Consider the following 21750-nt stretch of genomic DNA (forward strand, 5'->3'; position numbering starts at 1 on the left):
GTCAGGAGTGGCTGCCACGGAAGCGGCGAGGGTGGCGAGATGGCCGGCCATCCGCTCGATCCGCGCCCGATCGAACAGATCCGTCCGATACTCCAACACAGCTCGCAGGCCGTCCGACGACTCGACCGCGGTCAGCGTCAGGTCGAACTTGGCCACGCCCCGCTCGATTTCGACCGGCTCGACGGCCGTGTCCGCCAGCTCCCACCCGTCGCTGTCCGCGCTCCCCGGAGCCTGGAGGACGAACATGGTCTGGAACAACGGATTGCGTGACAGATCCCGCTCCGGCGCCAACTCCTCCACCAGCCGCTCGAACGGCAGGTCCTGGTGGTCGTAGGCGCCCAGTGCCGTGTCCTTGACCCGGTTGATCAGCTCGGCGAAGGTCGGGTCGCCGGACAGGTCCGTCCGCATCACCAGCGTATTGACGAAGAAGCCGACGACATCCTCGATCTCGGCCCGGTTGCGGCCCGCGATCGGGGTGCCCACCGCGATGTCGTCCTGGCGGCAATAGCGGGCCAGCACGATCTGGAACAGCGACAGCAGCGCCATGAACAGACTGCCTCCCTGCCGCCCCGCAGCCTCCCGCAACCGCTCCGCCACCTCGCTGGGCACCTCGAACGTGACCACGTCGCCGGCGCCGCTCGCGTGCGGCGGACGCTGGTGATCCGTGGGCAGCTCCAACGGGGTGGAGTGGACGAGGCGATCGCGCCAGTACCCGAGCTGCCGCTCCAGCGCGGGGCCCGTGAGCCGGTCACGCTGCCAGACAGCGAAGTCCGCGTACTGCACCGGAAGTTCCGGCAGCGACACCTCGCGCTCGGCCAGCGCCGCGGCGTACAGCTCACGCAGCTCGCGCGCCAGAATGCCGGAGGACCAGCCGTCAGAGACGATGTGATGCAGCGTCAGCAGCATGTACTGGTCGTCCTCGGCGATACGTACGACGTCCGCCCGCAGAGGCCGGCCCGTCGTGAGGTCGAAGGGGCGCTTCGCCTCAGTGCGCAGCACCTCGCGCCCTCGTACCTCGGCGTCCGCGTCTCCCCGCAGGTCGTGGACCGAAACGCCCACCCGCCACGGCGAGTTGATCTCCTGCCGCGGCGTGCCGTCGTCGCCCGCGGTGAAGGCCGTCCGCAGCACCTCGTGCCGTGCCACCAGGCCGGACAGCGCCGTCTCCAGCGCTGCGACGTCCAGCGGACCGCGTATGCGCAGCGCCGTCGGTACCAGGTAGTCGGGGCTCTCCGGGGTCAGGCGGTCCAGGAACCAGAGCCGCTGCTGTGCGAACGACAGCGGCAGCGGTCCGGTGGCGTTCCTGTCGCTCCGTGCGATGCGGTCCGCGTCCGCACGCCGCCGCATGCGGGACAGCAGCCGCGCCTCGATCGAGTTCTCGCCCATGATGATGCCTGTCCTCTACTCTTCGTGTGGGCAACGGGTCTCCGCGTGTGGGCAGAAGCCGCTGAATTCAGGAAGCCTGGTCCTGCACGTCGAACAATTCGATGAGCTGTTCTCTGACACCGGTGACCGTCGGCGCCTGGAAGAGCCGGCGCAGACCGATACGGACCCCGGTCGCCGCCTCTATGCGATTGACGAGCTGGATGGCGAGGAGGGAATGCCCGCCGATATCGAAGAAACGGTCGTGGATTCCGACCCTTTCGATTCCGAGCACTCCAGCCATGATGTCGGCGATCTCCGCCTCGATGTCGTCCCGGGGCGCCACGAACCCCGCCGTGATGTCAGCGTCGTCGGGGGCCGGCAGCGCCGCGTGGTCGACCTTGCCGTTCCGGTTGAGCGGGAGCTCCGGCAGTTCCATGAACGCGGACGGCATCATGGCCCGGGGCAGTCGCTCGGCCGCCCATCCCCGCAGCGCGCCCGTGTCCGCCGTACTGCCAGGTCCGGGCACGTAGTAGGCGACGAGCCGTTTGTCGCCCGGGGCGTCCTCGCGGACGGTCACCGCACACACCCCGACCGCGTCGTGGTTGAGCAACACTGCCTCGATCTCGGCCAGTTCGACCCGCACGCCGCGCAGTTTCACCTGCCGGTCGATACGTCCCAGCAGGTCGAGCCCGCCGTCGGGGGTGAAGCGGCCGACATCACCGGTGCGGTACATACGGCCGCCGGTGAACGGGTCCGGTACGAAGCGCTCCGCGGTGAGTTCGGGTCGCTTGTGGTAGCCGCGCCCCACGCTGTCGCCGCCGAGATACACCTCGCCCAGCACCCCCGCGGGTACGGGGCGGCGGTCCGGGTCGAGAACGTACACGGTCTGGTTCGCCATGGGCCGCCCCGCGAGGACCGGCCCGTGGGGGTCGGTGCGCGACGCCCGCCAGTACGTGGTGTCGACCGAGACCTCCGTCGCCCCGTACAGGTTGACCAGGTCTCCGGGAAAGCGGTCGAGGAAGCGCGCCACCAGGGTCGGCTGAAGGGGTTCGCCGCTCGCGAAGGCGTAGCGAAGGCCCACGCAGTCCTCGGGCCTCACCTCCGAGACGAACAGGTCCAGCAGGCTCGGGACGAAGTGCAGGCCGACCACCCGGTGGGTCCGCATCAGGCGTGACACCTCGGCCATGTCCAGCCGGTCGGAGCCGGGTACGAGCACGACCTTCGCCCCCTGCCACAACGGCCAGAAGATCTCGTAGGCCGACACGTCGAAGGACAGTGGCGTCGCCTGGAGGAAACCCTCGCCCGGGGCGATCGGGAACGCGTGCTGCATCCCGGCCAGGTAGTTCACCACGCCCCGGTGCTCGATGCGGACGCCCTTCGGCCGTCCGGTCGAGCCGCTGGTGTAGATCAGGTAGGAAAGGTCCCCGGGTCCGGCGACGGGCTCGGGGGCGGTGACCGGGAGGGTGTCCGGCAGGTCCGACGCGCGGTCGACGGCCAGCAGGCGCAGCCCCTCGGCCAGCAGGCCGGCGTGCGCGGTGTCGGTCACGACCAGGGGTGCACCGGAGTCCTCCACCAGGTACGCGAGCCGCTCCGCCGGATGTTCCGGGTCGAGCGGTACGTAGGCCGCACCGGCCTTCAAGATGCCGAGCAGCGTCCACACCAGGGCGGGGGAGCGCTCCAGGCAGACGCCCACCGGGACGTCCGGCCCGATCCCCGGCTCGGCGCGCAGCCGATGGGCCAACTGATTGGCCCTTTCGTCAAGTTCACGGTACGTCAGCTCGTCCGTGCCGCAGACGACGGCGACGGCGTCCGGGGTGAGCGCCGCACGTTCCTCGAACAACTGGTGCAGGGTGGCCGCGGCCGGGACCGGCGCCGAGGTGGCGTTCCACTCGGTCACGATCCGGTGGCGCTCGTCCGGGCCCAGCATCTCCAGCTCGGACAGCGCGGCACCCGGGCGCGCGGTGGCCGCGTCCAGCAGGTTGCCGAAGTGGTCCACGAGGCGTCGCGCGGTGGCCTCGGTGAACAGGTCGCCGGCGTAGACGATCGCGCCGTCCAGGGTGCCGTCGTCCGCCTCTGCGAGGTACATCGACAGGTCGAACTTCGCTTCGCGGACAGGGGACTCGATGGGCTCCGCCGTTAGCCCCGGCAGGCTCCACGCGTCCGCGCCGGGCGTGTTCTGGAGCGCGAACAGAGTCTGGAACAGTGGATTGCGGGACAGGTCGCGGTCGGGTGCCAGCTCTTCGACGAGGCGCTCGAAGGGCAGGTCCTGATGGTCGTACGCGCCCAGCGCCGTGTCCTTGACGCGGGCCAGGAGCTCGGTGAACGCCGGGTCGCCGGACAGGTCGGTGCGCAGGACGAGCGTGTTGACGAAGAAGCCGATCAGGTCCTCGGTCTCGGCCCGGTTGCGGCCGGCGATCGGGGTGCCCACCGTGACGTCCCGTTGTCCGCTGTGGCGGGCCAGCAGCAGCTGGAACACCGACAGCAGCGTCATGAACAGGCTCGCGCCGCCCTCGGCGGCCACCGCCTTGGCACGTGCGGCGACATCGGCGGGCACCGAGAACCGGACGACCTCGCCCTTGCCGGTGCGCTCCGCGGGGCGCACCTGGTCCGTCGGCAGCTCCAGCGGCTCCAGTCCCGCCAAACGCGTCCGCCAGTAGTCGAGTTGGCGCTCCAGCGGTTCGCCGGTCAGCCAGCCGCGCTGCCACAGCGCGTAGTCGGCGTACTGCACCGGCAGCGGAGCCGGGACCGGTCCCTTCTCCAAGGCCGTCGCGTACAGCGCGGACAGCTCACGTACCAGCACGCCGACCGACCAGCCGTCGAAGGCGATGTGATGCACGGTGACCGCCAGGACCGCTTCCTCGTCGGTCAGCCGCACCAGCACCACGCGCAGCACAGGGCCGACGGTGAGGTCCACCGGGCGCAGTGCGTCCTCGGCCAGGATCTCCGCACAGGCGTCGTCCCGGTCCTGGGCGTCGGCGACGGCACGCAGATCCCGGACCAGCACCGTCACCGGCTCCTCCGGCGAGATCGACTGGACCGGGGAGCCCGCGTCGTCCGTGCCGAACCGGGTGCGCAGGATCTCGTGGCGGGAGACCAGCGCGGTGAAGGCGGTGTCGAGGGCGTCCCCATCGATCAGGCCGTGGACGCGGAAGGCGAAGGGAAGCAGGTATTCGGCCCTGCCCGGCTCCAACTGGTCGAGGAACCAGAGGCGTTGCTGGGCGAAGCTCAGCGGCAGGGGGTTGCCGTCGCGCGGTACGGCGGGGATGCGGGAGATCCCGACGTCATCGAGGTCCGCCACCGCCGCGGCCAGCAGCGCTGGGGTCGGCGCGCTGAACAGGGTCCGTACGGGGATGTCGACGCCCAGCCGCCGGCGCAGCCGCGACACGACCTGCGTGGCCAGCAGCGAGTGGCCGCCCAGCGCGAAGAAGTCGTCGTCGACGCCGACCGTGTCGATGCCGAGCACCTGTGCCCAGACCTCGGTCACCGTCCGTTCCGTCCCGGTACGCGGGGCTGTGTACGCGGCGCCCAGCCCGGACCGGTCCGAGGCGGGCGCGGGCAGTGCGCGGCGGTCCGTCTTGCCGTTCGGGGTGAGCGGGATGCGGTCCAGGGGCACGAACGCGGCGGGAATCATGTAGTCCGGCAGATCGCGCTGGAGGTAGGCGCGCAGCGTGCCCGCCTCGACGGGCGAATCCGCGACGACGTACGCCACCAGCCGTGGGTCGCCCGGTACGTCCTCGCGCAGCAGGACGGTGGCGAGCGTGACCGAGGGGTGGGTGAGCAGCGCCGCCTCGATCTCACCGGGCTCGATGCGGTAGCCGCGCAGCTTGACCTGGCCGTCGCCCCGGCCGGTGAACTCCAGGTGCCCGTCCGGGTGCCACTTCGCGAGGTCACCGGTGCGGTACACGCGCCGTGGCGTGCCGTCCACGGTGACGACCGTGAACTTCTCGGCGGTCAGCTCCGGCCTGCCCAGATACCCTCGGGCCAGGCCGGGGCAACTGATCCACATCTCGCCCGGGACACCCACCGGGACCGGCCGGCCGTGGCGGTCCACCACGAACACCTTCGCGTTGGCGACCGGGCGCCCGATCGGCACATGGTCGCCGGGCCCGGTGATCCGCGCTGTCGCCGCCTCCTGTGCCGCCTCCGTCGGCCCGTAACCGTTGACGAGTGGCACCGAGGTGTGGCGGAACCACTGGCGTACCTGCTCCCGCGGGAGAGCCTCGCCGCCGAGACGCACCAGCCGCAGTTCCGGGCCGAGGGAATCCGGCCCGTCCAGCTGGGCGGCGAGCGCGCCGAACGCCGACGGAGTCAGCCAGGCCACCGTCACCTCGTTGGTGCGCAGCGCCTGCCCCAGCATCCCCGGGTCCCACGCGTCGTCGCGCAGCACCAGGGAAGCGCCCGAGACGAGCGGCGCGAACAACTGCCCCACCGAGGAGTCGAAGGAGATCGACGCGAACTGCAGTACCCGGTCCTCGCAGGTGAGGTCGAGCTGCCGCCGGGTCTCCCGCATCCGCGCGCGCAGGGCGCCGTGGGTGATCTGGACGCCCTTCGGTCGGCCCGTCGAACCGCTCGTGTAGATCACGTACGCCAGATCGTCCGGCCCCGCCTCGGGCGCGGAGCCGTCACCGGGGCGGGCGGGCGGATCCGACGGCCAGGAGTCCTCCAGCAGCAGGAGCGGCGCAGCGGCGGGCAGCCGCTCGGCGTGCGAGGACCGGGTGACGATCAGAGGGGCCCCGCTGTCCTCGACCATGTAGGCGAGCCGTTCGGTCGGATACGTCGGGTCCAACGGCACATACGCGGCGCCTGACTTGAGGATGCCGAGCAGCGCGCTCACCATGTCGGTGCCCCGGTCGAGGCAGATGGCGACCAGTGTCCCCGGACCGGCTCCGCGCTCGCGCAGCTGGGCGGCGATCCACTCGGCCCGCTCGTCCAGCTCGCGGTAGGTCAGATGATCCGAGCCGCAGGTGACCGCGGGGGAGTCGGGGCGCTCGGCGGCCCGGTCCTCGAAGAGCCGGTGCACGGTGACGGCGTCGGGGGCGTCGGTGTCCGCCCCGTTCCACGTGGTGAGGATGTCCCGCCGCTCCTGGGCCGTCAGCATCTCCAGGGCGGACAGCCGGGCGTCGGGAGCGTGAGCAGCGGCGCCGAGCAGGGTCTCGAAGTGCCCGGCGAGCCGTGCCATCGTGGCTTCGTCGAAGAGGTCGGTGGAGTAGACGATGGTGCCGTCCAGACCGCCGTCGGCGGCCTCCGTCGCGTAGAACGTGAAGTCGAACTTCGACTCCTGTGCGGCCACGTCCAGCTGACGGACACGGAGGCCGGGCAGCTCCCAGGAGTCGTTCTCAGGCGTGTTCTGGAGGACGAACATGGTCTGGAACAACGGATTCCGCGAGAGGTCCCGCTGCGGCGCCAGTTCCTCCACCAGCCGCTCGAAGGGCAGGTCCTGGTGGTCGTAGGCGCCGAGTGCGGTGTCCTTGACGCGGTCGATGAGTTCGGTGAACGTCGGGTCCCCCGACAGGTCGGTACGCATGACCAGCGTATTGACGAAGAAGCCGACCATGTCCTCGATCTCGGCCCGGTTGCGGCCCGCGATCGGGGTGCCCACCGCGATGTCCTCCTGGCCGCTGTAGCGCGACAGCACGACCTGGAACACGGCGAGCAGCGTCATGAACAGACTCGCGCCCGAGTCGTGCGCCAGCCTGCGGGCCCCGTCGGCGGTCGCGGCGGGGATACCGAAGGTGAGCATCGCCCCGTTGCCGCTGCGCCGCGCCGGGCGTCTGCGGTCGGTGGGCAGCTCCAGCGGTGCCGTGCCCGCCAGCAGTGAACGCCAATAGCCCAGTTGATCGGACAGCACATCGCCGGTGAGCCACGTTCGCTGCCATACCGCGAAGTCGGCGTACTGCAGAGGAGGTTCGGGCAGACCGGCGGCGACGCCCGTGACCCGTTCCGTGTACAGGGTGGTGAGCTCCCGCGAGAGCACTCCCGCCGACCAGCCGTCGAAGGCGATGTGATGGATCGTCAAGGAAAGGAGGTGATCCTCCTCATCCAGCCGGACCAGCAGGGCGCGGACCATCGGACCGGTGGCGAGATCCACCGGCCGGAAGCCCTCGGTGTCCACGAACGCGATGGCGGCCTCCTCCCGGGCACCGGCGTCCGTGACGGACCGCAGGTCGTGCACGGCCAGCGGCAGCGGCCGGGGCTCGTCGACGATCTGGCCGGGAGTGCCGTCCCCGTCGGTGACGAAGCGGGTCCGCAGCACCTCGTGCCGCGCCACCAGCTCCGACAGCGAAGCCTCCAGCGCCGGTACGTCCAGCTGACCGCTGATGCGCAGCCCCATGGGGATGAGGTATTCGGCACGGCCCGGCTCCAGCTGGTCCAGGAACCAGAGGCGGCGCTGCGCGAACGACAGCGGCAACGGCCGCCCGTCCCTGGCGGCGACGGGGATCGAGGCCGCGTCGTCGGGAGTGGACGGTGAGGCCAGATCAACCGCGTCCTCATCCATGCCCTCGTCGATGGACTCGAACAGCCGACGGGCCCGTCGCATGGCTTCGTCGGCGAGGAACGACGCCACGGTCCGTACGGTCAGAGGTTCCGGTGCCGAAGGGGCCTGGAATTCCGAGCCGAACTCCACCGCCACCCGGCGGGCCATTTCCGTCGACTGTTCCCCGGTGCCGCCCAGCCGGTAGAAGTCGCAATCGGCCGTCGTCACCTCGGTGCCGAGAACGGACCGCCACACGTCGGCTATGCGGGCCTCGGCCGGCGAGAACGGCTCACGTCCCGCTTCCCGGCCGGGTGCCGGCGCCGGTGGCACCATCGGATTCGTAGTCATGCGTCCACCAGTTCCTCGTCGTCGACCCGTAACGGAAGGCCCTCGGATGCTCAGCCGAACTCGATGCTGGCAGAGCGATCTTGACGAGATAACTGGTTACTTCTGCCCGCGGAACGTGGACACTTCTGCCCGCACGCGCAGCAGCCGAGGCAGGGTGCCCCGGCCGCCGCGCTCGTGCCGCGCCGTTCCCGCGCCGGTTCAGGCCCCGGCCGGGACCGAGGTCTCCTCCTGCGGCACGGCCTGCGCCGTCGCGTTCGAGGGACCCGCCCCGCTCGCGTCGTCGGCGGCGTCGGCGGAGGCGCGTTCGGACACCGTCCGCTTGCGCATCCCGGCCCATTCCCGGCTCATGCCGGGCACGCCGATGGCGACCAGGTACATCCCGCCGACGATCCACAGCGCCGTCGACGTGCCGGTCAGGGTCACCAGGCCCGCCCCCAGCAGTCCGCCGAACGGGATGCCCGCCCAGGTCACCGCCTGCGCCAGTGTCTTGACCCGGCCCAGCAGCGGTGTCGGGATCAGCTCGTACGTCACCGCGCCCACGATCGGGTTGACGAACCCGGACCCCAGGCCACCCACCGCGAGCACCGTCAGCACCAGCCACAGCGGCGCCCCCATCGCCATCGCGGCGAACCGGGGCAGACCGCCCAGGGAGAAGCCGATCAGGTAGACGGTGCGCCGTGGCAGCCGCTCGGCCACCCCGGCGGCCACCAGCGCGGCGATGATCGACGTCGCGGCGAAGACACTCACCACCAGGCCGATGGCCTCCGCGCCGTTCCCCGACTCCTTCGCCCACACCGGCAGCAGCACTGACATGAACGCCTGGTCCAGGAGGTTCGTTATCGCCAGCATGCCCACGATGGACCGCAGCAGCTTCGCGTCCCGCAGGAAGGCGGCACCCTGGCGCAGCTGAGAGAAGTAGCCGCCGCTCTCCTCGATCGGGATTTCGTGCGGCTCGGGCACCGGGTCGGTGAGGGTGGTCGAGACGATCAGCGCCGACAGCGCGAACAGTGCGGCGGTGATCCACAGAGCGGACAGGCTGCCGAACGCGGTGACGACCACACCCGCGAGGGCCGGCCCGACGGTGGTCGCGGTCCGTTCGACAGCGGCCGAAAGACCGGTGCCCCGCTCGATGGGTACGCGGGCGGCGCGGGTGGCCGACGGCACGAAGAGCCCCTTGGCGCCGTTGGCCGGCCCGTCGGCCGCGCCGACGACCGCGAGCAGGCCCAGCAGCAGGCCGAAGGGCAGGCTGCCCGTCAGGTAGAGCAGCGGGGCGGTGGCCATCGCGGCGGTGGACAGGAGGTCGCCCGCCACACTGATCCGCTTGGGGCCGATACGGTCGATGAGCGGGCCTGCCAGTGCCTGCGAGACCACGTACGGGACGATCTGGCAGAAGGCCACCAGGCCGGTCTTGCCGACGCTGCCCGTGGTCGTCAGGACGAACCAGGGCAGGGCGATGGACAACACCCGGTTGGCCGACAGGGCCGCCGCGTTGGCCGACAGCATGCCGACCAGACCGCGCAGGACCCTGGGGCCCGCGTCCGGCACCGTTGTCGGTGCGTCGTTGTCCGCCGCCGTCTCGGCGGCTGTGTGCTGAGTGGCCATCGGTCTACTCCATGTCGGTGGGCTGGGTGACGTGCCGGTCCTCGCTGGTCGGGAACAACTGGAACTGGAAGGAGACCCGTGCCGCGTCCTGCGGCGTCTGCGCGTCGGCGGCCGCCGCGGCGGACGTACGCCTGCGGAGCAGGGCGTGGATCTCTGCCGTCAACTCCGCGGCTTCGGCGGGGGTGAGGGTGAGCGCGTAGTCCCCGAAGTCCTGCGCGTCGCGCCACTCGGGCGTGAGCGAAGGGGTCGTCTCGATCGCGGCCGTCAGGGCGTCCGACCAGACCCGGCCGAGGGCCTGGAGGTAGGCGATGCCGAGCCCCTCGTTGCCGTCCAGCGCCTCGCTGTCGGGGGCGACGGTGTTCGCGTGCGACGCCTGCCACCACCGATCACGTCGGCCGCCCCGCGAGGGTGCCTCCGTGATGAAGCCGTACTCCGCGAGCTGGCGGAGGTGGTAGCTGGTCGCTCCGGTGTTCAGATTCAGCCGGCGAGCCACCGTGGTGGCCGTGGCCGGGCCTTCTGTCCGCAGGCTGGTGAGGATCTGAACCCGCAACGGATGCGCGATCCCGCGCAGATTACGGGCGGTCAGATGTACCTGGGAGGGCTGCTGCGGTAGTTCCATGAGGTTCAAGCTAGACCACACAGGACTCTGTGCATAGAAGTCTGTGCACAGAAGTCTGTGCAATGTTTCGGCGCGCAGCGTCGTGCAACTCGTCGGACATTGCTGCGGAGTTGGTTCTCAACCTTCGATGCGGGCCGTAGCCGTTCCCGTCCGGCGGGGTCTGTCCAGCCGGTCCCTGGCCTCCTACCAGCGCAGTACTCCCTCTCCTGCAGATGCAGGTAGGGGACCCGCGCTCTGCACCGAGAGCATCAGCGCTCGGTCACGGCGGGCGTACGACGACGCGGAGGGGGCCGGAGGCGAGCAGTTGCGGGCGGACCCGCGGAGATGACCGGCACGGGCATCGCCGCAGTCGTTCTGCTGATCACCTTCGGCTCTCTGGCCGCCGCGGGCCTGCCGTTGCTCACCGCCGTCATCGGGGTCGGCATATCCACGGCAGGAATCATCGCCCTGGGTGGTCTGCCGTCATCGGCGTGCCGTTGCTCACCGAGATGGGACTGTGCGCCGCGGGTGCCGTCGCCGTGGGAGTGCTGGTAGCACTCACTCTCGTGCCCGCCCTCCTGGGCATGTGGCCGGACACGGTGCTCTCACGTGGCGTCCGCAAGCGCCGGGCCAAGGCTCTGCGGAAGCAGAACGAGGAGAACGACGGCGGCTCGCTGGGCGCGGTTCGTGATGCCGGCAAGGACGTCACCGCCGAAGCGCTCCCCGTGGGCATCCGGACCGTCGCAGCGGGCGGCTCACTTCTCTCCGGTCGCCACCAGGTCCCTGATCAGCGGGTTCCTGTCCGCACCCGAGCCCCGGCTGTCCTCACCGGCAGGGAACGTGAAGTCATGGCCTGTCAAACCGGCCCCGTGAGCGCCCGTCCACCGAGCATCGCGAGGTGCGGTGCCGGACGGGCGAGCCCGGCATGAACGGAACGAGTGGCCTCAGCGTTTGATGCCCACGCCCGCCAGCAGGCTGATCTGTGCGTCCGGGATCTCCGCCCCGTGCGCGGCGGATTCGGTGGACCGCCAGCGGTGGCAGCAGCAGATGCCGGGGTCGACCAGGTCGACTCCCTCGAAGAAGCGACCGACATCGCTGTGTGAACGGAACTGCACCGGAGAGCCGGACTTCGTGTAGACCTCCGCGACCTTGTTCCAGGTGGGGGGATCGAAGTCGGGCGTGCAGTGGTTCATGGCGAGGGCGCTGCCCGCCGGGAGTGGGTCGAGCAGCCGGTGGACGATGGCGTACGGGTCGTGCGGGTCGGTGATGAAGTGCATCAGCGCGTTGAGGGAGAGGGCGATGGGCTGGTCGAAGTCCAGGACCCCCGAGTCCTCCACGGAGTTCATCAGCGCATCGGGGTCGGTGATGTCGCCCTCGACGTAGGCAGTGCGTCCCTGGGCCGTGCTGCGCATGAGGCGTTCGGCGTACTTGAGGACGAGCGGGTCGTTGTCCGCGTACACGACGCGGGCGTCGCGCGCGACGGACTGGGCCACCTGGTGCAGGTTGGGCTCGGTCGGTATGCCCGTGCCGATGTCGAGCCACTGGCGGATGCCGTGCTCCTGCGCCAGGACCCGGGTGGCCCGGTGCATGAACGCCCGGTTCTCGCGCGCGGTCACGTAGATGCCGGGGTGGGCCTGGGCGGCGACCAGGGCCGCTTTCTTGTCGATCTCGAAGTGGTCCTTGCCGCCGAGGAAGTAGTCGTACATCCGGGCCGAGTGCGCCTTGCTCGTGTCGAGACCGCGGCCGGCCTGCCTGGTGGTCATGTGCTCCCCTTCGTACACGCGTCTGTCGGCCCGCAGGCCAGGGACGGGACCGGTGCCGTCGTCCCTTCCGCTCGCCGCCGCATCATCCGGCGGCCAAGTGATCGGCCAGGCCCTCTTTGACCCCGCGGACGAACGCCGCGATCTCCTCCGGCGTGTAGATCAGCGCCGGCCCGGCCGGGTCCGTGGACTGGCGTACGGCCACGCGTCCGTCGGCGAGTTGCTTCGCCTCGACGCACTGACCGCCGTTCGGCCCGCTCCAGGGGCGTTCCCAGCCCTGTTCCCCGAGATTGCAGGCCGGCATGCCGTTGTAGACGCCCTCGTCGATGATCGTCATGAGTACTCCTTGCGCATGCGGTTCAAGAGCGCCCTGCTGTCTTCGGACGACGTCAGCAGCGCCATGCGGGAATGTGCCTCAAGATGGGAGACGACGTCCGCGCGCTGGTCCAGATAGACCGAGGCGGACAGGAGCTCGCTGTACACGATGTCGGGTAGTTCGGGTTCCTCGAACCGGAAATATGTGAACGGGGCGCACGCTCCGACGTGCGCGCCGGCGTCGAAGGGCAGGATGTCGACGCTGACGTGGGCGAGTTCGGAGACGTCCAGGAGCCGTTCGAGCTGCTCTCGCATCACATGAGGGCCGCCCACCACCCGGTGCAGTACGGCTTCCTCCATGACCACCCACAACGTGGGGGCGTCCTCCCGCTCCAGCAGGCTCTGGCGGCGCAGCCGCAGCTCCACCCGGCGAGCGACCTCCTCCTCGGTGCCGTTCGGTATCCCGCCGCGCAGCACGGCGTGCGCGTACTCGGGGGTCTGCAGGAGCCCGGTGACGTACTGGGGTTCATACGTGCGAAGGGTCTTGGCGTCGGACTCCAGGCTGACGTAGGCCGTGAACCAGCTGGGGACTGCATCGCGGTAGGAGTGCCACCAGCCGGGCTTGTTGGCCTGTTCGGCCAGATCGACGAACTCGTCGATCTCCTGGCGGTCCGCGCCGAAGGTCTCCAGGAGCTTCTCCACGTAGAGAGGCTTCAGTGCGACCTCGGCCTTCTCCAGCCGGCGGACCGTCAGTGTCTGCACGCGCAGAGCCTTCGCCGCGTCCTCCAGCGAGGCACCGGCGCCCAGCCGCATGTCCTGCAGCCGACGGCCGAGGATCATGCGCAGGACTGTCGGCGCGCTGGTGCTGGAACGGGCTTCGCTCACGCCCAACCTCCTGAGGAACCGTCAACATCAGCATTGTTACAGTGATTTGATGTTGACGCCAGCGTGATAACCGCGCTGCTGAAATTATCAGGGAGTCGGTTGCAGCGTGACCTCGATCACCCGCATAGTGGACGTGTGAGAGGTCAAGTCGCAGCAATGACGCAGGATCCGGTCCGGGGAAGGCGCGTGATGTCGATGGACGTCGTCGGCACCCCGCCGCCGGGCGTTTGCTTCGGCGTACGCCTCTCACCGCTCGAGTTGCAGCCCCGCATCCCCTCACCGCGCCCCGCCCCCCGGACGGCGCTGGAAGGCGACATCCGTGACTCTGTCCACCCCCTCGGCCTCGTCCTCGCCCCCCGCCTTAGTCAGGACCGTGCCGCGCCGGGAGTACTGGTTCGGCCTGCCCGCTCTGCGTACCAGCGCGAGAGCGGCCCGCGACACCGTGCGCGACCGGCTCTGTGCTTGGAAACTGCCCGGCGACACATGCTGTGACGCGGTGCTGCTGGTCTCCGAGCTGACCACGAACGCTGTACTGCACACCGCCAGCAGTCGCGTCCTGTGCGGCCTCATGCTGTCCGCTGACGAGCGGCGCCTGCGCATCGAACTTCACGACGAGGGCAGCACCCCGGTCCGCCCGCCCGAGCATCGCGCCGGCCCCGGGGAGGAGAGCGGGCGAGGGCTGTTCCTCGTCCAGCAACTCGCGGACAGCTGGGGCTCCGCACGCTCGACGCGGGCCGAAGGCAAGGTCGTCTGGGCAGAGTTGACGGCCCACTCCTGAGCCGAAGAAGCCGATGAAACCGGACGATGCCGAACACGGCGCCGGTCCCGGTTTCGGTCCCGGCAGCGACAGTCCGGATGGAGCGCGGCCAGGGCCGGCCGGCTGAGCGCCGGGCCCGTCGCGCCGGTCGGCGGCAGTGACCGCACAGCCCCCACTGCGTCCCTTCGCGGGGCGGGCTCCCCCTCCTCCTCGATCCGTCTGCAGAGGCGCATATGACTCCCCACGGTGAAACCGCTTCTCCCGTCGTGCTGTACGTATGCGCGGACCGAGCCCGGGGCGCGACCGGGGGAGCCACGGAGCGCGCGCAGGAGGAAGGCCGCGCGTTCGCCCGGGAGCGCGGACTGACGATCGCCGAGGTCGTGACCGACACGTTCGGTGAGCCCGACCCGGCCCAGCGCAGAGGGTGGCGGCGTGTGAGACAGCTGGCGAAGACGGGCGACGTCACCGCGGTGCTTGTCCGCTGGCCCAGCGCCATCGCCCCGGAGTCCGCACGCGAACTCCGGCACCGCGAGGCCGCTTGGCTCCAGGACCAGGGTGTGCACGTCCGCTACACCTGGGCGCCCTTGTCGTCGAAGGGCTGCGAGGCGGGTTGATCCCGACTGCGGCCCGGCGATTCACTGACCGCGTGACCGCGTGACCGCGTGACCGCCCGGCCATCGGTCCCGTCCGCCGAGTCGCGCTCCGCGATCTCCGCGGCCACGATCCCGGGCCGGGCTCCGTAGTGCCGCAGCAGGGTGCGCCGCGCCGTGGCGGCGAACCCGCGGTAGGTCCAACGCTGCTCGCGCAGGGCCACCACTTCCTTGCCGCCGGCCGAGCGGACCGCGCTGCCGAGTGGCCTTCTGAGGTGTATCGGGTTCTCTTGTCGAGCCGCGCCGGTGGTACCGGACGTGGCGACCGTGGCGACCGTGGCACAAAACTCTGAATGGTGGTTCACTTCTTGTATGGCCTACCGCAAGACCCCGGCTGAGATCAGCCGGCTCCAAGCCGCCAGGGAGCACCTCGTCGCCTGTGCCACCTCGGTGGTCACCGAAGTGGGCTGGGCGCAGACGTCCGTAACGGCCGTCGCCGACTCGGCGGGCATCGCCGCCGGTTCCGTCTACCAGCACTTCGCGTCGAAGACGGCACTGGCCGTCGAGGTGTTCCGGCGCGCCGCCGGACGCGAGGTCGACGTACTGGGTGAAGTGCTCCAAGGACCGGGAAACCCCGTCGAGCGGATCGGCCGCGGCGTCGAGGTCTTCGCCCGCCGCGCCCTGGAGAACCGCGGGCTGGCCCACGCACTGCTCGCCGCCCCGGCCGAGCCGGCGGTCGGCGCCGAACGCCTCGACTTCCGCCGCCGCTACCGGGCCCTGTTCGCCCAGGTCGTGCACGAGGGCATCGAGGACGGCCTGCTGCCCGCCCAGAACGGCGAGATCACCGCCGCCGCGCTCACCGGGGCGATCGGCGAGGTGCTCGTCGAACCGCTCGGCACCGGCGACGAGAGGGCCGCGGAGGAACTCCTCGCCGAACTCGTCGCCATGGCACTGCGCTGCGCGGGCGCCCCGCCTGCCGCCCGGCAGCCCTGACCCGGTCCGTGCGTGCCGGCCACTCGTCCCGTACTTCCGTTCCCCGTCACTCGTCCCCGACCTCCGTTCCCGGCCACTTCCCCGAAGCCCGTTCCCTTCCACCCGGAGGAATCCCGTGCCCGCGACCGAATCGCCCCGCAGCCACCCCACCGCCCTGACACACGAAGTGACCAACCAGCCGCCGCCCTTGACCGGTCATGACGTCGCCGAGGACGCGGTCCTGCTGGAGGGCGTGCACCGCGAGGGTGCGCAGTGGCACACCGAGGACCTCCACCGCCTCGGCCGTCTCGTCGGCGGCGAGGAGGCCCAGGAGTGGGCCGACCAGGCCAACCACCACGAACCCGTGCTGCGCACGCACGACCGCTACGGACACCGTGTCGACGAGGTCGACTTCCACCCCGCCTACCACCACCTCATGGACACCTCAGTGGGCGCGGGCCTGGCAGGCGCGGCGTGGGCCGACGAACGGCCGGGCGCCCACGTGGCCCGAGCCGCGGGCTTCATGCTGATGACGACGCTGGAGCCAGGACACCTGTGCCCCGTCTCCATGACGTACGCGGTCGTCCCGGCGCTGCGCCACTCACCCGACCTCGCCAAGACGTACGAACCCCTGCTCGCGAGCCGCGTCTACGAGGCCGGGCTGCGCACCCCCGCCGACAAGCGCGGCCTGCTCGCCGGAATGGGCATGACCGAGAAGCAGGGCGGCACCGACGTACGCGCCAACACCACCACGGCCACCGAGGCGGCGGACGGAACCTGGCGGCTGCGCGGACACAAGTGGTTCACCAGCGCACCGATGAACGACCTCTTCCTCGTGCTCGCCCAGGCACCCGGCGGACTCTCCTGCTTCCTCGTACCGCGTGTACTGCCGGACGGCAGCCGCAACACCTTCCGCATCCAGCGGCTCAAGGACAAGCTCGGCAACCGCGCCAACGCCAGCAGCGAACCCGAGTTCGACGACACGGTGGCCTGGCTCGTCGGCACCGAGGGCAAGGGCGTACGCACCATCATCGACATGGTGACCATGACCCGCCTGGACTGCGTCCTCGGCTCCGCGGCCGGTACCCGCGCCGCACTCGCCCAGGCCGCCCACCACGTACGCCACCGAGCGGTGTTCGGCACCAAACTGATCGACCAGCCCCTGATGCGCAACGTGATCGGCGACCTCTCCGTGGAGTCCGAGGCCGCCACCACGCTCGCGCTGCGCCTGGCCGGGGCCGCCGACCGGGCCCAGCGGGGCGACGCCGGGGAGCGTGCGTTCCTGCGGCTCGCCACGGCCGTCGGCAAGTACTGGGTGTGCAAGCGCCAGCCCGCCGCGGTGGCCGAGGCGCTGGAGTGCCTGGGCGGAAACGGCTATGACGAAGCGTCAGGAATGCCCCGCCTCTACCGGGAGGCGCCGCTCAACGGAATCTGGGAGGGCTCGGGCAACGTGAACGCGCTCGACCTGCTGCGGGCGCTGGCGCGCGAGCCCGAGTCCTTCGACGCCTTCCGCGCCGAGATCGAGGCGGCCTCGGGCGCCGACCGGCGACTGGACGCGGCCTGGCAGGAGTTGCGCGGCGAACTCGTCCTCACCGAGGACGCACCGCTGCGCGCCCGCCGTCTCATCGAGCGCGCGGCGCTCGTGCTCCAGGCCTCCCTCCTCGTCCGGCACGCGCCGGCCGCCGTCGCCGACGCGTTCTGCGCGTCCCGGCTGGACGGGGACCGGGGTCTGGCGTTCGGCACCCTCGCGCCGGGCACGGACTTCGCCGGGCTGCTGGAGCGGCTCCCCGCCTGACTCCGGCACCGTGAGGGGCTGTTACGCGGTCTGCGCCTCATCGGACTTCTCCGACGGCGGGTGTCCGGGCGGGCTCAGCGCGCCGGTGCCGGAGAGGTGCAGGCGTCGGCGACCGCCCCCGTGTCCCAGCAGAACGGACGGACCTCGGTGATCCGCCCGTCCTGGACCGTGACCGTTCGCAGGATCGGGAAGCCGAGTTCACGGCCGGTCGCACGGGCGCGCGCACGGACCTGGATCAGTACGACCGCGGTTTCACCGGTGGCGAGGAACTCCTGCTCGACCATGTCGAACGACTCCCACACCTGGGCCATCCGGAGGAAGAACTCCGTCATGCCGTCGTGCCCGCGCCACGTGCCCCCGTAGGGCAGAGCCGCTGCCTGGTGCAGTGTGACGTCCGGTGCTAAGAAGGGGGCGAGCAGGCCGAAGGAGGCCTCGCCGGGACCGCCGGCCGCCAGGTACTCGGCCTCGGCCGCGTACATGCCGGTGAGAACGGTCACGGAGTCGGTAGCTGATGACATCGTCATGCCGCCAGCATGATCACCGCGGTCCGGTCGTGCCAGCGGCAATCGGACGTCGTTGTCGAACGGCCTTTACTGGCACCTGTCCGGACGGGGGGAACAACGCCCGCACCAGTTCGTCGGCTCGGGGACAGGGGAACGGCGAGGGCGATCCGTTCCTCTCAGCTCCGCGGGACGTCCTTGACGAAGACGATCCCGTCGACTCCTGCCAGGTAGGCCGGGTCAAGTGGGGCGTAGCCGAAGTAGGGGGACACCCGAGGGCCGGGACGTGTGTCGCCGAGAGCGGTGGCCAGCCGGGGAGCGTCGACGACGCAGGGGTCGTCCGGGAGCGCGTACAGGAGCCCTTCGACGGTGTCCGGCGGCGGGGTGCCCACTCCCTGGTGCCGGATCGTGCCGAGCGCCGTGGCCAGGAAGGCGTACTCCTCACCGAGGCGGGCGCTCACGAGCGCGCCGGCGCTCCACCACTCCAGCGGCAGGCCACCCATCCGCATCGTGCTCCTGGCCCGCTGGAGATGACCGTTGTGGGCGTGGACCAGTGCCGGGCCCCGTTCGGCGATGGCGAGCAGGTTGGCCGCCATCATCGAATCCCGCAGGCTCACCAGCCACGTCATGCGGCTCGGTGACGTGTCGGCCATCCAGAAGTGGTACCGCAGAAGCCCGGCGGCGGTGCGCCCGTACAGGCGCGCCCGGTCCCAGCCGTGCCGCGAGGTCGCCGTGATCAGGTGGGGTGTCTGTGTGTCGAGCAGCGCCACCAGATCGTCGGCGAGCAGCCGCAGCTCCCTGGCCTCGTCCGACTGCCCGAAGGACTGGGCCGGGTCCCTCATCGCAGCGGGGTTGGTCCACCGGGCGTCGGCGCCGAGCAGTCGGTCGAGCGTCTCCGCGGTGCAGGGGAGCAGGCCCGCGTCCACGTGGGCCGAGAGGCAGCCGTGGAGCGCGCTGAGTGCTGCCCGGGGGCTCGCGGCGCCGGTGATCTCCAGCGGGCTGTCGAAACCGGCGAAGCGGATCCGCTCGGCCGCGGGCAGGCCTTCGTTGTGGGCGCGCATCCAGCGTACGAGTGCGCGGTTGGCGGCCGAGGCGCCCCAGCCGTGGCTGAATCCGTGCTCCATGGCCTCGTCGAGAGTGCCCGTGCCCGAGGTGACGTAGCCGTCCACGACCAGGCCCATCAGGCAGTCGCTCTCGATCGCGACCGTCCGGTAGCCCTCCTGCTCGACGAGCTGACGGAAGAGCTTGTTGCGCACGTCGAGCAGAGCGTCCTCGCCATGGGTGGGCTCGCCCAGAGCGAGCAGCCGAGGCCGGGCCGGGAGCAGCTTCATGACGGCGGAGGCCTCGACGGCATGGGTGATGTCCTTGATGTCAGTAGCCATGCCATCAACGGTATCGTTGAACCTTCGGTTGATACTTTCTCGCGATATCGGCAGGACAATGAGGCAGAACCTTCAAAACGGTGAGCGGCTCAGGCCGGTTGACCTGGCGCGCGGGCACGGCCTGTCCACGCAGGCGGTCAGGAACTACGAGGAGGCCGGCATCCTTCCGGCCGCCGGCCGCACCCCCCACGGCTACCGCACCTACACCCCGCTGCACGCGGGCGCCCTGAGCGCATTTCTCGCCCTGGTGCCCGGCCACGGCCACCGGACGGCGACGTCGATCATGCGGGCGGTGAACGAGGGCGCGGTCGACGAGGCGTTCCACCTCATCGACGAGAGTCACGCACAGCTTCTCGACGACCGCCGGACCCTCCAGGCGGTGGAGAGCGCCCTCCGTGACCTGGAACCCATGACGGCGTCCGAAACAGGTGCGGGCGCCGAACCGGGCTCGGTCCCCGGGGCCGGCGGCACGTTCATCGGGCCGCTCGCGGGGAAGCTCGGGATCCGGCCCGCGACGCTGCGCAAATGGGAGGGAGCCGGGCTGGTGAGCCCGCGCCGCGACCCGCTGACCGGGTACCGCGTCTACGACGCCGCCGCTGTGCGGGACGCCCGGCTGGCTCACCAACTGAGGCGGGGCGGCTACCTCTTGGAGCAGATCGCCCCGCTGATCGCCCAGGTTCGGGCGGCCGGCGGGCTGGAGCCGCTGGAGGCCGCGCTGGTGGACTGGCGCGGCCGGCTGTCCGCCCGGGGGCGGGCGATGCTGACCGGGGCCGCGGAGCTGGAGGCGTACCTCCTCCTCCGCGGATGAGCATTCGGCCGTCGATCGGATAGGGCGAGGGCGGGCCGGGTGGGTCAGGGCAGCATCGCTCCGTTACCTCCCTCGCCGTGGTTGACCCGCGTCAGCGGGTCCGTGGCGGGCGGCTGCGGGTAGAACCGCCGGGCCCAGCGACGGAACGGGCCGATCGGGCCGTCGCCGGAGGCCAGCCGGGGCGGTTGCAGGTACTGCTTGTGATGCCAGATCGGGAAGTCCGCCGCTGTGAACTCGCAACTGGTCCGGAAGATGACGCGGTCCAGAAGCCGGGCGGCAACGCGGCTGACCGCCCGCGCCAGCGGGGGCGGCAGCCGCCCCGGCTCGGTGAAGGCGATGCGGTTCAACTGCCGGAACTGCATCCGGTTGGGCGCGATCGCCGTCGGCATCACCGTCGTGCACATGCGCAGCCCGAGGCGAGGCGTGTGCACGTCGGCGTGGAGACAGCCGAGCCCGTATCCGTCCACCTCCACATCGACGGTGAAGCCGCCCAGGAGCGGCGCCGACTCATGGGCTCGCATGGATACGTGGAACGCGGCGTCGTCGTACGCCACCGGCCCGCCGATCTCGGCCTTCGCCCAGCCGTGCAGGGTGGCGAAGTGCCCGAGGTCCACCGAGTTCTCGATGACCTCCTGGACGTTTCCGGCCAGCTCCCAGGCGGCCGTGCGGGCCGGCCGGTGGCCGATCTCGTGCCAGCGGGGGATCAGCCAGTCGGGAGCACGGCCGTCGTGGTGGCGCCAGACGAAGACGGCACCGTTGACCTCGTGCACGGGTAACTGCGTCAAAGCGGAACGAGGTGGCGGCGTGCCGTATCCCGTACGCACGCACGTGCCGTCGGGGCCGAACGCGAAGAAGTGGAAGGGGCAGGTGAGTTCGTCCCCGTCGAGCTCCGCCAGACCGAGATGGGCACCGAGGTGCGGACAGTACGGGTGGATGGCCCGGACCGCTCCACTGCCGAGCCGGTACAGCACCACGTCCTGCCCCGCCAGCGGCCGGGTCAGCACTCTGCCCGGCCGTAGCTCGTGCGAGAAGGCCAGCGCGGACCAGCCGCTCGGGTATGGCAGGGCGGGTGCACCAGCGGCGTCCGCCGGGGTCGGACCCTCACTGATGGCGCGCCCGTACTCGGGTGGCACTTCCACGACTTCCCCTTCCACGATTCGTCGCCCGGAGGCTGCCCCGGACCTCCGCGCGATTCCCTCAACATGCCGCACGCCACCCGAACGAGGTCTCAAGCGCGCTGAGTTGACGACGCAGGTGTGTACCGGGAGAATTTCTCGACGATTCGGCCCAACGACGTGACGCACGGCCTACCTCCCCGGGCTCCCCTTCACCGAGCAGTGGCACCGCTGCCTCGCCTTCGACCTCGCCACCTCCCTCGGCTGGGACACCGGGCGGGCCGTCACCAACTTCGTCTGCACCGTGCCGGCGGGCCCCGCCGTGCTCACCACGTTCCGCCGGGCCGCCCGCCGCGCCCGCTTCCGGGCCCCGGTGCGCTACACCCGCTCCGGACCGGCGGCGCCCGACGGGAAGTGAGGGCCCGGACGGGCGGGGTTCGCGCGCCACGCTCACACGCGGACACCCCGGCCCTCCGGTCCTTCCCG

The 21750-nt window shown here is 70.9% G+C and carries 16 protein-coding genes and 2 pseudogenes; 7 read left to right on the forward strand and 11 right to left on the reverse strand.

Annotated features, from left to right (window positions below; all coding sequences use genetic code 11):
• From ACIQM0_RS13825 to ACIQM0_RS13840, 4 genes are all read right to left on the reverse strand, one after another.
• On the reverse strand, positions 1-1383 hold a 1383-nt coding region (locus ACIQM0_RS13825; RefSeq protein WP_401286148.1), incomplete at its 3' end, for a condensation domain-containing protein.
• A gap of 67 nt (positions 1384-1450) precedes the next feature.
• On the reverse strand, positions 1451-8185 hold the full coding sequence (locus ACIQM0_RS13830) for an amino acid adenylation domain-containing protein (protein WP_401286149.1): 6735 nt from the start codon (positions 8183-8185) through the stop codon (positions 1451-1453).
• A gap of 198 nt (positions 8186-8383) precedes the next feature.
• The gene (locus tag ACIQM0_RS13835; RefSeq protein WP_401286150.1) at positions 8384-9787 is read right to left on the reverse strand and encodes an MFS transporter; all 1404 of its coding nucleotides are present in this window, start codon (positions 9785-9787) and stop codon (positions 8384-8386) included.
• Between the two features lie 4 nt (positions 9788-9791).
• Positions 9792-10406 (reverse strand): helix-turn-helix domain-containing protein, encoded by a 615-nt coding sequence (locus tag ACIQM0_RS13840; protein WP_401286151.1) that lies wholly within the window; start codon positions 10404-10406, stop codon positions 9792-9794.
• A gap of 234 nt (positions 10407-10640) precedes the next feature.
• Between ACIQM0_RS13840 and ACIQM0_RS13845 the strand changes: the two are divergent.
• Positions 10641-11078, forward strand: a pseudogene (locus ACIQM0_RS13845) (MMPL family transporter); the annotation flags it as partial.
• A 251-nt stretch (positions 11079-11329) separates the two neighbouring features.
• On the opposite strand, the gene ACIQM0_RS13850 reads toward ACIQM0_RS13845, so the two are convergent.
• From ACIQM0_RS13850 to ACIQM0_RS13860, 3 genes are all read right to left on the reverse strand, one after another.
• Positions 11330-12148 carry an SAM-dependent methyltransferase gene (locus ACIQM0_RS13850; protein ID WP_401286152.1) on the reverse strand — a complete coding sequence of 273 codons (819 nt, stop codon included), beginning with the start codon at positions 12146-12148 and terminating at the stop codon, positions 11330-11332.
• 82 nt (positions 12149-12230) lie between these two features.
• Entirely contained in the window at positions 12231-12482 is a 252-nt protein-coding gene (locus ACIQM0_RS13855; RefSeq protein WP_363022763.1) for a DUF397 domain-containing protein, read from the reverse strand.
• Positions 12479-13345, reverse strand: a complete 867-nt coding sequence (locus ACIQM0_RS13860; RefSeq protein WP_401286153.1) for a helix-turn-helix domain-containing protein — start codon at positions 13343-13345, stop codon at positions 12479-12481. Before ACIQM0_RS13860 ends, ACIQM0_RS13855 begins: the two co-directional genes overlap by 4 nt.
• A gap of 373 nt (positions 13346-13718) precedes the next feature.
• Here ACIQM0_RS13860 and ACIQM0_RS13865 point away from each other — a divergent pair, with 373 nt between their 5' ends.
• Together ACIQM0_RS13865 and ACIQM0_RS13870 are read left to right on the forward strand one after the other, a co-directional pair.
• Positions 13719-14123 (forward strand): ATP-binding protein, encoded by a 405-nt coding sequence (locus tag ACIQM0_RS13865; RefSeq protein WP_401286154.1) that lies wholly within the window; start codon positions 13719-13721, stop codon positions 14121-14123.
• 212 nt (positions 14124-14335) lie between these two features.
• Positions 14336-14716: a recombinase family protein gene (locus ACIQM0_RS13870; protein ID WP_401286155.1), complete on the forward strand. Its 381-nt coding sequence runs from the start codon at positions 14336-14338 to the stop codon at positions 14714-14716.
• Here the strand turns inward: ACIQM0_RS13870 and ACIQM0_RS13875 are convergent.
• Positions 14671-15057 carry a hypothetical protein gene (locus tag ACIQM0_RS13875; protein WP_401286156.1) on the reverse strand — a complete coding sequence of 129 codons (387 nt, stop codon included), beginning with the start codon at positions 15055-15057 and terminating at the stop codon, positions 14671-14673. The genes ACIQM0_RS13870 and ACIQM0_RS13875 overlap by 46 nt on opposite strands.
• Positions 15058-15064: 7 nt before the next feature.
• On the opposite strand from ACIQM0_RS13875, the gene ACIQM0_RS13880 reads away from it, so the two are divergent.
• On the forward strand, positions 15065-15685 hold the full coding sequence (locus ACIQM0_RS13880) for a TetR/AcrR family transcriptional regulator (RefSeq protein ID WP_401286157.1): 621 nt from the start codon (positions 15065-15067) through the stop codon (positions 15683-15685).
• Positions 15686-15800: 115 nt separating this feature from the next.
• Entirely contained in the window at positions 15801-17459 is a 1659-nt protein-coding gene (locus ACIQM0_RS13885; protein WP_401286158.1) for an acyl-CoA dehydrogenase family protein, read from the forward strand.
• Positions 17460-17533: 74 nt separating this feature from the next.
• On the opposite strand, the gene ACIQM0_RS13890 is transcribed toward ACIQM0_RS13885, so the two are convergent.
• Both ACIQM0_RS13890 and ACIQM0_RS13895 read right to left on the reverse strand, forming a co-directional pair.
• Positions 17534-17983, reverse strand: coding sequence for a nuclear transport factor 2 family protein (locus ACIQM0_RS13890; RefSeq protein ID WP_401286159.1), 450 nt, complete (start codon positions 17981-17983; stop codon positions 17534-17536).
• 155 nt (positions 17984-18138) lie between these two features.
• Positions 18139-19341 (reverse strand): erythromycin esterase family protein, encoded by a 1203-nt coding sequence (locus tag ACIQM0_RS13895; protein WP_401286160.1) that lies wholly within the window; start codon positions 19339-19341, stop codon positions 18139-18141.
• Positions 19342-19399: 58 nt separating this feature from the next.
• Here ACIQM0_RS13895 and ACIQM0_RS13900 point away from each other — a divergent pair, with 58 nt between their 5' ends.
• The gene (locus ACIQM0_RS13900; RefSeq protein ID WP_401286161.1) at positions 19400-20149 is read left to right on the forward strand and encodes a TioE family transcriptional regulator; all 750 of its coding nucleotides are present in this window, start codon (positions 19400-19402) and stop codon (positions 20147-20149) included.
• A 44-nt stretch (positions 20150-20193) separates the two neighbouring features.
• Here ACIQM0_RS13900 and ACIQM0_RS13905 read toward each other — a convergent pair whose 3' ends face one another.
• Positions 20194-21288 carry a Rieske 2Fe-2S domain-containing protein gene (locus tag ACIQM0_RS13905; protein WP_401286162.1) on the reverse strand — a complete coding sequence of 365 codons (1095 nt, stop codon included), beginning with the start codon at positions 21286-21288 and terminating at the stop codon, positions 20194-20196.
• Positions 21289-21454: 166 nt separating this feature from the next.
• Here ACIQM0_RS13905 and ACIQM0_RS13910 point away from each other — a divergent pair.
• Positions 21455-21682, forward strand: a pseudogene (locus tag ACIQM0_RS13910) (ECF transporter S component); the annotation flags it as partial.
• Between the last annotated feature and the right edge of the window lie 68 nt (positions 21683-21750).

Source organism: Streptomyces sp. NPDC091387 (assembly GCF_044756945.1).
GTDB lineage: Bacteria > Actinomycetota > Actinomycetes > Streptomycetales > Streptomycetaceae > Streptomyces.

Coding starts and splice junctions, on each gene's coding strand:
- ACIQM0_RS13895 (WP_401286160.1), bottom strand. CDS start 19,341: ATGGCTACTGACATCAAGGACATCACCCATGCCGTCGAGGCCTCCGCC.
- ACIQM0_RS13830 (WP_401286149.1), bottom strand. CDS start 8,185: ATGACTACGAATCCGATGGTGCCACCGGCGCCGGCACCCGGCCGGGAA.
- ACIQM0_RS13880 (WP_401286157.1), top strand. CDS start 15,065: ATGGCCTACCGCAAGACCCCGGCTGAGATCAGCCGGCTCCAAGCCGCC.
- ACIQM0_RS13835 (WP_401286150.1), bottom strand. CDS start 9,787: ATGGCCACTCAGCACACAGCCGCCGAGACGGCGGCGGACAACGACGCA.
- ACIQM0_RS13840 (WP_401286151.1), bottom strand. CDS start 10,406: ATGGAACTACCGCAGCAGCCCTCCCAGGTACATCTGACCGCCCGTAAT.
- ACIQM0_RS13900 (WP_401286161.1), top strand. CDS start 19,400: ATGAGGCAGAACCTTCAAAACGGTGAGCGGCTCAGGCCGGTTGACCTG.
- ACIQM0_RS13850 (WP_401286152.1), bottom strand. CDS start 12,148: ATGACCACCAGGCAGGCCGGCCGCGGTCTCGACACGAGCAAGGCGCAC.
- ACIQM0_RS13890 (WP_401286159.1), bottom strand. CDS start 17,983: ATGACGATGTCATCAGCTACCGACTCCGTGACCGTTCTCACCGGCATG.
- ACIQM0_RS13870 (WP_401286155.1), top strand. CDS start 14,336: ATGACTCCCCACGGTGAAACCGCTTCTCCCGTCGTGCTGTACGTATGC.
- ACIQM0_RS13855 (WP_363022763.1), bottom strand. CDS start 12,482: ATGACGATCATCGACGAGGGCGTCTACAACGGCATGCCGGCCTGCAAT.